General features: G+C 58.8%; 9 protein-coding genes, 1 tRNA gene and 2 pseudogenes. 10 read left to right on the plus strand and 2 right to left on the minus strand.

Features of this window, described 5'->3' with window-relative positions; translation table 11 throughout:
- The 8 genes from AC1DH9_RS16160 to AC1DH9_RS16195 form a co-directional block, all read left to right on the plus strand.
- Positions 1–320: tail assembly protein (locus AC1DH9_RS16160; RefSeq protein WP_477808416.1), on the plus strand; the 320-nt coding region annotated here is incomplete at its 5' end.
- A gap of 59 nt (positions 321–379) precedes the next feature.
- On the plus strand, positions 380–4,237 hold the full coding sequence (locus tag AC1DH9_RS16165; protein ID WP_477808417.1) for a TipJ family phage tail tip protein: 3,858 nt from the start codon (positions 380–382) through the stop codon (positions 4,235–4,237).
- Complete coding sequence (locus AC1DH9_RS16170) at positions 4,234–4,551, plus strand: hypothetical protein (protein ID WP_477806129.1); 318 nt, start codon at positions 4,234–4,236, stop codon at positions 4,549–4,551. The genes AC1DH9_RS16165 and AC1DH9_RS16170 overlap by 4 nt, the downstream gene beginning before the upstream one ends.
- Positions 4,551–5,234, plus strand: a complete 684-nt coding sequence (locus AC1DH9_RS16175; protein ID WP_477806130.1) for a hypothetical protein — start codon at positions 4,551–4,553, stop codon at positions 5,232–5,234. The genes AC1DH9_RS16170 and AC1DH9_RS16175 overlap by 1 nt, the downstream gene beginning before the upstream one ends.
- A 127-nt stretch (positions 5,235–5,361) precedes the next feature.
- Positions 5,362–6,063 (plus strand): hypothetical protein, encoded by a 702-nt coding sequence (locus AC1DH9_RS16180; RefSeq protein WP_477806131.1) that lies wholly within the window; start codon positions 5,362–5,364, stop codon positions 6,061–6,063.
- 2 nt (positions 6,064–6,065) lie between these two features.
- On the plus strand, positions 6,066–6,422 hold the full coding sequence (locus AC1DH9_RS16185; RefSeq protein ID WP_477806132.1) for a hypothetical protein: 357 nt from the start codon (positions 6,066–6,068) through the stop codon (positions 6,420–6,422).
- 58 nt (positions 6,423–6,480) lie between these two features.
- A complete protein-coding gene (locus AC1DH9_RS16190; protein ID WP_477806133.1) occupies positions 6,481–6,906 on the plus strand; it encodes a structural protein in 426 nt (141 codons plus the stop codon).
- Positions 6,903–7,424, plus strand: a complete 522-nt coding sequence (locus AC1DH9_RS16195) for a lysis protein (protein WP_477808418.1) — start codon at positions 6,903–6,905, stop codon at positions 7,422–7,424. The genes AC1DH9_RS16190 and AC1DH9_RS16195 overlap by 4 nt, the downstream gene beginning before the upstream one ends.
- Here the strand turns inward: AC1DH9_RS16195 and AC1DH9_RS16200 are convergent.
- Positions 7,405–7,605 (minus strand): annotated as a pseudogene (locus tag AC1DH9_RS16200) (DUF159 family protein); the annotation flags it as partial. The gene AC1DH9_RS16195 and the pseudogene AC1DH9_RS16200 overlap by 20 nt on opposite strands.
- Positions 7,606–8,016: 411 nt before the next feature.
- Between AC1DH9_RS16200 and AC1DH9_RS16205 the strand changes: the two are divergent.
- A complete protein-coding gene (locus AC1DH9_RS16205) occupies positions 8,017–8,409 on the plus strand; it encodes a hypothetical protein (RefSeq protein WP_477808419.1) in 393 nt (130 codons plus the stop codon).
- A gap of 395 nt (positions 8,410–8,804) precedes the next feature.
- On the opposite strand, the pseudogene folD reads toward AC1DH9_RS16205, so the two are convergent.
- A pseudogene (gene folD, locus AC1DH9_RS16210) lies at positions 8,805–9,551 on the minus strand (bifunctional methylenetetrahydrofolate dehydrogenase/methenyltetrahydrofolate cyclohydrolase FolD); the annotation flags it as partial.
- Positions 9,552–9,826: 275 nt separating this feature from the next.
- On the opposite strand from folD, the gene AC1DH9_RS16215 reads away from it, so the two are divergent.
- Positions 9,827–9,903 (plus strand) — tRNA-Arg (locus tag AC1DH9_RS16215).
- Positions 9,904–9,967: the final 64 nt, after the last annotated feature.

Here is a 9,967-nt window from a genome sequence, read left to right on the forward strand (position 1 = left end):
GTACACCGGCGGCCTTGGCAACGTCTTCCGCCTTGCTCAGTGGTGGCGTCGCAATGACCGGTACACCGGCGGCCTTGGCAACGTCTTCCGCCTTGCTCAGTGGTGGCGTCGCAATGACCGCTGGCGGTGTAATCCAAATGCTCAGCCCCCAAGCGAAAGGCCTAAAGACCAGCGCCGCCCCCGAGAACACCCCTGGCTACGCCTTCGGCAGCGCCAAGAACACCACCGCATCCGGCAACCCGGTACCGCTCTGCATCGGCAAACGCCGAGTGGGCGGTGCGATCATCAGTGCCGCGATCTACGCCGAAGACCAGATGTAGCCAAACCACCACACACCGCAACCGCCCAAGAGGCGGTATTTTTTTGCCTGGAGAAAAGCATGGGCGCAGCACAACAGCTCGACATCTACGGCGCCAAGGGCGGATCGGACAAACCCAAGATGCCAACCGAAGCTCCCGACAGTCTGCGTTCGGTGGCGATGGCCAAAATCCTGATCGCCGTCGGTGAGGGCGAGTTCGCCGGCCAGCCAACGGCGCAGGACATCTATCTGGATAACACGCCGCTGCAAGACCCGCAGGGCAACATGAACTTCCCAAACGTGAAGTGGGAGTTTCGCAGCGGCTCGGTCGAGCAGGATTRCATCCAGGGTATCCCCTCGGTCGAGAACGAAACCACCCTCGGCATCGAGTTGCGCAGCGGCACGCCGTGGGTGCGCGCGATTAGCAACACTGAACTCTCGGCGGTGCGCCTGCGTTTTGCCTGGCCCATGTTGCAGTCCATTGATTCGAGCGGCAACGTCAACGGCTACCGGATCGAGTACAAGGTCGAGTTGGCCACCGATGGTGGCGCTTATCAGCAGGTGCTGAGCGAGGCGGTCGACGGCAAGACGACCAGCAATTACGAACGCACGCGTCGGCTCGATCTGCCGGCGGCCACCAGCGGCTGGCTGATCCGCGTGACGCGCGTCACGCCGAACCAGAACAACAACAAGATCGCCGACACCATGAGCATCGCCGGCTTCACCGAGGTAATCGACGCGAAGCTGCGGTACCCAAACACCGCGCTGCTCTATATCGAGTTTTCGGCCGAGCAGTTTCGCAACATCCCGGCTGTGACGATCGACTGCAAGCTGCGCAAGTTTCAGGTGCCGAGCAACTACGACCCGGAGACCCGAAGCTACACCGGGATCTGGGACGGCACTTTCAAACTGGCCTGGACGGATAACCCAGCCTGGGCGACCTACGGCATTACCGTCAACGACCGCTTCGGCCTCGGCCGACGCATCAAACCCTGGCAGGTGGACAAGTGGGAGCTGTACCGGATCGCCCAGTACTGCGACCAACTGGTGCCGGACGGGAAGGGTGGCCAGGAACCGCGCTTCATCTGCAACTTGAACCTGCAGAGCAAGGCTGACGCCTGGTCGTTGCTGCGTGACATCTCGGCGATCTACCGGGGCATGACCTATTGGGCTCAAGGCCAAGTCTTCACGCTGTCCGACATGCCGCGCGCGACCGACTTCGACTTCGCCTATACCCGGGCCAATGTTATCGACGGCAAGTTTACCTACTCCAGTGCCTCTGAGCGCACCCGGTACAGCCGCGCCCTGATCAGCTACGACAACCCGGCGAACAACTACGATACGGACGTCACCGCGGTGACCGATGCCAAGCTGCAGCGGCGTTACGGTGATAACCCGCTGGAGATCAGTGCGATCGGCTGCACCCGGGAGTCGGAAGCGCAGCGCCGCGGCAAGTGGGCGCTGCTGACAAATTCCAAGGACCGCGGTATCTCGTTCAAGGTTGGTCTCGACGGCCGCATCCCGCTGCCTGGCTACGTCATCCCCGTGGCGGACGAGCTACTGGCGGGCCGCGCTGTCGGTGGGCGGATCTCGGCGGTGTCCGGTCGGGTCATCACCCTGGATCGCGATACCCAGGCCAAGGCCGGTGACCGACTGATTCTCAACCTGCCGAATGGCAAGTGCGAGGGGCGGACGGTGCAACTAGTCAGCGGCCGGAAGGTGACTGTGACGGTCGCGTATTCGGTAGCGCCGGAGCCGCAGTTGGTATGGGCGCTGGATGCCGACGACCTGGCCATTCCGCTGTACCGGGTGACCAGCGTCTCTCGGCCAGAACCAGGCGTCTTCGAAATCTCGGCCGTCCAGTACGACCCGAGTAAGTTCGCGCACATCGACACCGGCGCGCGCCTGGAAGAGCGGCCGATCAGTGTGATTCCGATCACCGTCGTGCCGCCGCCGGCCAGCGTTACTTTGTCTTCGAACTACTCGGTAGATCAAGGCATCGCGATCAGCACCATGAACATCTCGTGGCCGGCTGTGACCGGCGCCGTCACCTATGACGTGGAATGGCGCAAGGACAGCGGCAACTGGATCAAGGTGCAGCGCACAGGTGCAACCAGCGTCGATGTGTCCGGCATTTACGCGGGTGCTTATCTGGCCCGGGTGCGCGCGGTGAGTGCCTTCGACATCTCGTCGATCTGGAAGAGCTCGAACCTGACACAGCTCAAGGGCAAGGAGGGCCTGCCGCCGGCGGTGTCGTACCTGAACACCACCAGCCTGCTATTCGGCATCGGCCTCAAGTGGGGCTTCCCCGCGGGTGCCGAGGATACCCAGCGCACGGAACTCTGGTATGGGCCGACCAACAATCTGGAGGCTGCGACCAAGCTGGCGGATCTGGCGTACCCGCAAAGCGACTACTCGATGCAGAGCCTGAAGGCGGGTGCGACGTTGTTCTTCTGGGCGCGCCTGATCGATCGGACCGGCAACATTGGGCCGTTCTATCCGGTCGGCAACGGGGTGATGGGGCAGGCCAGTTCGGATGCTGCGCCGGTGCTGGACATGCTGGTCGGCAAACTCACCGAGTCGGAGCTGGGCAAGCATCTGCTCGACCGTATCGAATTGATCGATGGTAGTGGTCCGGGGTCGGTGAATGACCGCCTGGATCAGGCCAAGGCGGAACTGACAGAGCTGATTGACCTGGTCACCGACGCTTTGGCATATGACCCGGCCAAGACGTATGTCGCCGGCGAGATCGTTCGGCAGGGCCAGCACCTGTACCAGGCCATCGATGCAATACCGGTGGATGCAACGCCACCGAATGCCAACTACTGGACGGATGTCGGAACCCTGCTGCAATCCGCCAACGCGCTGGCCGAACAGGTGGCACTCAATACCACCAAGATCACCGAGGTGGACGGCAAGGTCACCGCTTCGGCCACAGCCTTGCAGTCGCTGCGGGCGGCGTACCGAGCTGACGATGGATCGGCATCGCTGGCCGGGGCGCTCAACGACTGGGATGTTAGCGCCTCGTTTGCGCAGCAGGTGAAGGTCCAGGCGGCCGACAATCTGGCGCAGGTCGAGCGCACCACGGCACTGGATGCGGCGGTGGGCGAGAACAAGGCGGGCATCCGCTCGCTGGAATCTGTGGTCGCCACGGACAAGCTGGCCACGGCCGAACGCCTGGATCAACTGAAGGCCGGCGTCGATGGCAATGCGGCTGATATTCAGCAGGTCGAGACGGCCCAAGCGGCAACTGATGAGGCGGTTGCCGGTGTGAAGAGCACCGTACGCGCTGTGTACACGATCGGCAGGGACGACACCGGCGACGGGGCACTGTCTGGGGTCGTCAAGGACTGGCAGAGCACGGCGCTGTTTGCGCAGGAAACCCGCGCACGGGCCACGGCGGATATGGCTCAAGTTGAACGTTCGGAGCAGCTGCAGGCATCGATCAACGGCAACTCCGCTGCGGTGCAGACCGTGTCCCAGGCGCAGGCAACCGTCGAGGGTAAGTTATCGACGCTGTGGTCGGTGAAGATGGAGACCACTGCCGGCGGCCAGCAGTACGCCGCGTCGTTCGGGCTGGGTCTTCAGGTTGATCCCACCGGAGTTTCGTCCCAGTTTGTTGTCAGGGCCGACACCTTCATGTTGCTGAACCTGGCCAATGGCACGCCTGTTTCGCCGTTCGCGGTGTCGGGTGGGCAGACGTTTATTCGGGATGCGTTCATCCAGGACGGCAGTATCTCGATGCTGAAAATTGGCCAGGCGCTGCAATCGGACAACTACATTCCCGGCACGCTGGGCTGGCGCCTGGATAAGGCCGGAAATTTGGAGTTCAACGGCTCAGCGCCAGGCGGTGGACGACTGACGATGACCAACAGAGCCATCAAGGTCTATGACCAAAACAATGTGAAAAGGGTGCAACTGGGGGATCTTGACGCATGACTCACGGATTACGGATATGGGGTAGCGATGGTGCGCTTCAGCTGGATGAAAACTCGTTCACTGTCAGACTCGTTTTATCAGTGCTTGTGACATTTACTTGGGCGAAGGAAATTCAGAGCTTCACGGTGCCGGGGTGTAATCCCGGTAACGCAATTGCGTTTGTGGTTCCCAGCGGTCCTGTATCAAACAATCAGCGCCAGTTTGAGACTGAAATGCTTGATGGTGTCGCGCGCGTTTACAACTATACGCGAACATTCGACGCTAGCTCGGTCACGGATGGGACTATGCGCCTGTTTGTCGTGAGGTTTCGTTAATGACATATGGGTTGAGTTTTTCAAACAACGACAATGTTGTTGTTCTGGATTCTGAGTATTCCAGGTTGTGTGTCATATACAGTGGGCGCTATGCGCCAAACTATGGTCCGGGTAATTATATGTCACTTGTTACATTTCCAAGTCCAATTACAACCGCCGAGCAGCCTATGATTTTCATCAGGCCGGACACCGTAGGGGGATTGTTGAAAATGGGGGCTGCCGGAGCTGTACGGGGCAGCCCTGGTAATTGGACCGGTTTTGTGACTGGTATGTATAATCAGGTAGGTTTTTTTCCAAATGGGCGATATATAGTCGCTTCATTTAGCGCGCAGCCTACAGCTAATTATGGGTTAAGGCTGTTCTCATCGGCAGGCACCCCTATTTTCGATTCGGGAACCCCTAATCTATTGTTTACTCGGGCTTTTCAGAATTGGACCTACGTTAAAACTGAGCGCGGGGATCAAGGCGAATACATTAACTTTTATACGGTGCCGTTTGATTTTCCTGAAAATGAATATCTTTTAGCTAACTCATTCGTGATGAGGATGAATAGTGCGGATAATGTTGGGCGTGCTCTGTATACGTGGTGGGACTTTCCGAACAAGGCTTTGTACGTTGTTACTATAGCCTTCTCCAATCCCTATGCATTCTGGTTGCCCGCCATGTTTGCCAAGCTCGGCTAATACAGAATTACAATTAGTGAGGCCCGCCCAGTGCGGGTTTTTTATTGCTTAAATTAAGGAAAACTCTATGCCCTGGTACAGAGATGGAAAAGTGACCGTAACAAATGGCTCAACGAGCGTGACTGGCGTGGGCACCGACTTCGCGTCGAACAGCCGGGTGGGCGATGCATTCATCGGCCCGAATGGCGCGCTGCACGAAGTGACCAACGTCGCCAGCGCAACGGTACTGGCAATTTTCCCGGCATATGCCGGCCCTACAGCCGCCGGTGCGAGCTATACGGTGGCCCCGATTCAGGGGTACGTGAAGCAGCTTGCCGATCAGGCGCAGAGCATCATTCAGCAGTGGGGCTCGACACTGGCCGGCCTCGGCTCCGTGTCGACTGAGAACGTGGTGCCTGTGGAGAAAGGCGGGACGGGTGGCAAAACCCAGGCAGCGGCACGTGCCGGGCTTGGGCTCGGGTCGGCGGCTACGCTCAACGCTGGCCGCACCATAGGTGGACTGGCTAAAGCGGAAGACTTGGGTTGGGCGCAGACCGCGGACGCCAGCAAAAGCTGGATGGCGGATGCCTCCCCTGGCTTTGACTCAAATCTGTACGGCCCGGGCTCGCCGGGTGCGCCTACTGGTGGAACGGGCTACTACTACAAGCAAACCATTCGCTTTGGGGCTGGCTTCAACCGGCTGATTATCGCGTGGCCCTATGGGACTAGTGGCAGTAGCGGGACGATCAAGTTTCAATCGATCTATGGCGACAACGCTACGCCGCTCCAGGAGATCTATCACACCGGTAACACCACCCGTGCCGCCGATGGCACATTGAAGGCGATCTGAACATGGCAAGAGCAGCAATCAACGTACTGGGCGCCACGGGCGAGATATACGACCTGGCCTCAAATGGCTCGCATGAGGTGGGCTCCTATCGGAAATCGGCTGGCGTGTACTGCGTGACCGGCAGCCTGGGCTTGGTGCCGTTTCCGCCGATCAACGATGGCTGGGGCTACACGGTGAACCAGATGGACAGCCGGGCCGATGTGGAGATTGACTTCGCAGACGACCTGCTAACGGTGACGGTCTCCAAGGACGGCCAGCCCTACGACCTGAAGCACATGATCACGTTGCACATCCTGGTACCGGATGCGCCAGCGGTAGAGATGCCGGTAATGACCGACGCACCTGTCACCGAAGCCTGATACCCAACCGAACACCGATACCCGCCTTGAGCGGGTTTTTTTATGCCTGGAGAAAAGCATGGCCATCACCGAGACGCGCGGCGTGCGCAACCGAAACCCCGGAAACATTGACTACAGCCCGGCTAACCAATGGCAGGGCCAGCTCGCGCCAGATCCGGCGATCGAGAAGCGGTTCGCCCGCTTCGACACGGCCGAGAACGGTATCCGTGCCCTGGGTAAAACCTTGCTGACCTACCAACGCAAGCACGGACTGAAGACGGTGAAGGCGATCATTGGCCGCTGGGCGCCGAGCATCGAGAACGATACCGGTGCTTACGTGCGCGCCATCGAGGCGAATACCGGCACCTGGCCTGGCGCCGAGATCGATCTGGCCAGACCAGTGGTGATGCAGGGCTTCGTAAAAGCCATCATCCACCACGAAAACGCCGGGTTTGCTTATCCAGACGGGGTGCTGGTGGAAGGCGTGCGCAGGGCTCTGATGTGAATGCCGCGGCGTGGAAGCTGGGCGGTGTCGTCGCAGTGCTGGCCATTGTGACCGGCGGCGCGGCGGCGCTGACCTGGCAACTACAGGACTGGCGCTACGGCCGGCAGTTGGCAGAACAGGCGAGGCTCCACGGCGAGACGCTGAATCAGCTGACCCTGGCCGCTGCAGCCCAGCAGCGCACCGAACAAGACAAACGCCTCGCGCTCGAGCAGCGCCTGGCGGYCAGCGACCAAACTCACTACGAGGCTTTGACCAATGCTCAAAAAGACCAGGCTCGCCTGCGCGATCGTCTTGCTACTTCCGATCTACGGCTGTCAGTCCTCATCGACGCAGCGGATTCAGCCAGTGGTTGCGCAGTGCCAGCCGCTACCGGCGCCGGCGGCGTGGTTCATGGAGGAGCGCGCGCCCGACTTGACCCGGCGCATGCTCAACGAATTATCGGCATCACCGACGATGGTGACCGGGGATTGATCGCGCTGGCTGCGTGTCAGGCATTCGTCAGAGAAATGGTTCGCTGATCGGTTTGATCAGACTCTGGCTCTGGTTGCGCACATTGCCCACGCCGGGGCTGACCTTGAACCATTCGAAGGCTCCGGCCGGTTCGCCCTGGAGCAGCACCATCTGTTCGGCGTATTCCTTTGATGTGGTCAGGTCCAGCCATTCCCGAGCCAGCTCTGGCGTAAGCACCACCGGTCGCGAATGTCGGACATTTCTCCTGGCGAAAGGCTTTGGCCTGCCCCTGAAAAACTCTCTTTTTTGAATGATTCAAAATGGCCTGCTTGGAACGCTTTTAGGCTCTTTCTGGTTATAGCCAATGAATCTAGATATTAACAAACGGGAATAGAAAGGGAGGCTAGCCTCCTATCCACGCGTAGCGGAAGTGGAGCTGTCACTGCGCGTTAAACCTATTGATGATCAACCAAGGAAAGGGCATCCACATGGAAAGCTTCGCTATAGCAACAGCTGCGATTAACTGGAACGGCGGACAACGTATTACCCTCAAAGCGGGTGATACGTTTTGTCTCGGGTACTGACACTCAAACCATCTCGATTTCACTGGGCACCAACAGCGGCATCGCTCAGGTCGAAGCCTGGTTGGGTAGTACCAGTATGCCGACCAATACCAGTGGCCTGAGCAACAATCCGCTGCAAGCCAACGGTGAACAGTATCCGTTCAGCAAGTACACCCGTTATTACGCGGTACCACCATCGAAATGGATGAACCTGACGATCGCCAGCAAGATTACCCAATTCATTTCGTGTCAGTTCCGCGAGGCCAAGGCCACCGTGTTCGTGGTCAATGAAACCTCGAACGGCTTGCTCTCAGGCCAAGTCACCAGCATTGGGCCTACAGCTTCGCAGCCAGGTGCCGTCACCATCACGGCTACGCAAATCCAGAGTGTTTCCTACAATATGCAAGGTGATGGTACGCAGTATGTGTGGATGGACGCCGACAGTCCGCAGGACTCTCAAAGCGCGAGTATTGCTTTGCAATCGCTTTAATTTACGAGCTGGGTAATGAAGGAGGCCCCGCACTATGTGGGGCCTTTTTTTTGAGCCCTGTCAGTCGCTAGCTTCGATGTCGAGGGGATCCACGGTAGGCGCCTTTACGGTGTACTGTTTGGATGCACAGTAATCGAGATGTGATGGTCGGGCGAGGGTGTGGCGACGAGCTGTAGGCATTTGGGGGATGTACGGTCGGCAGGACGCCGAGAGGGGGGGGGCTCGTACCAATTTTTGTACCAATGCATGCGTTTTGTAGGTGTTTCTTGTGTGGTCCAGAGTGGTAAAACCCCAGTAAATGCTGAGGTTTTCCACTTTGGGGTGCGCTGCGAAACTCAAAAAACATGTTATGAGTATGAGACAGGAAAGCGCTACACGCCTGCTGTAGCGGGCAGGGCGGTTTCATAAACCACATCGCCTACCAGCTTGCCGTCTTCCTGGCGGTTGATGCCGACGTCGATGACGATGGCGCCTTCCTTGATCCATTCACCTTTGACCAGGCCAGGTTTGCCTGCGGCGACTACAACCAGGTCGGCGCGACCGACGTGGCCGGCCAGATCCTTGGTGAAACGGTGGGTCACGGTTACGGTGCAACCGGCCAGCAGCAATTCCATCGCCATCGGACGACCGACGATATTGGAGGCACCAACAACCACTGCATCCATCCCGTAGAGATCGGCACCGGTGCTTTCCAGCAAGGTCATGATGCCTTTAGGGGTGCACGGGCGCAGCAGAGGGATGCGTTGTGCCAGGCGGCCGACGTTATAAGGATGGAAACCATCCACGTCTTTGTCCGGACGAATGCGCTCCAGCAGTTTGGACGCGTCCAGGTGCTCGGGCAGAGGCAGTTGCAGCAGCACGCCGTCGATGTTCGGATCGTCATTAAGGCGGTCGATCAGTTCGGTCAGGGCCTGCTGGGTGGTGTCGGAGGGCAGGTCATAGGCTTGGGAGAGGAAGCCGACCTCTTCACAGTCTTTACGCTTGTGCGAGACATAAACCTGAGAGGCGGGATCGCTGCCGACCAGGATCACCGCGAGGCCTGGCGTGCGCAGACCTTGCTGGCGACGCTCGGCGACACGTTTGGCGATCTGCTGGCGCAGGCTGGCGGCGATCGATTTGCCGTCGATTAGTTGTGCAGTCATTGCGCGTGATTAACCATCGAGAGGGGGAAGAAAAGAGAACGCATTCTCGCATGTCAGAACGTGAGGGCAAAGGCGCTTGGTCTGCAAATTCCCCTAAGCCCTTTAATTAAATGAATTTTTTTCAAAAAGGATTTGACGGTCTTCGGGGCGGCCTATACTATTCGTCGCACTTGTCGGGCACAGCCTAGCACTGGTTGAGAAGGTCAAGTGGAATTACGGTTCTGCAAGACTGAAAAGCACTTAGTTTGTAGTCCTTCAAGGGTACAGCTAATAAGGCGCCCGTAGCTCAGCTGGATAGAGCATCCGCCTTCTAAGCGGATGGTCGCAGGTTCGAGTCCTGCCGGGTGCGCCATTAGGCAGCTTTGGCACAAGTAGCGCGATATGGTGGGCGTAGCTCAGTTGGTAGAGCACGGGAT

It is taken from the genome of Pseudomonas sp. 05T35 (assembly GCF_056396605.1).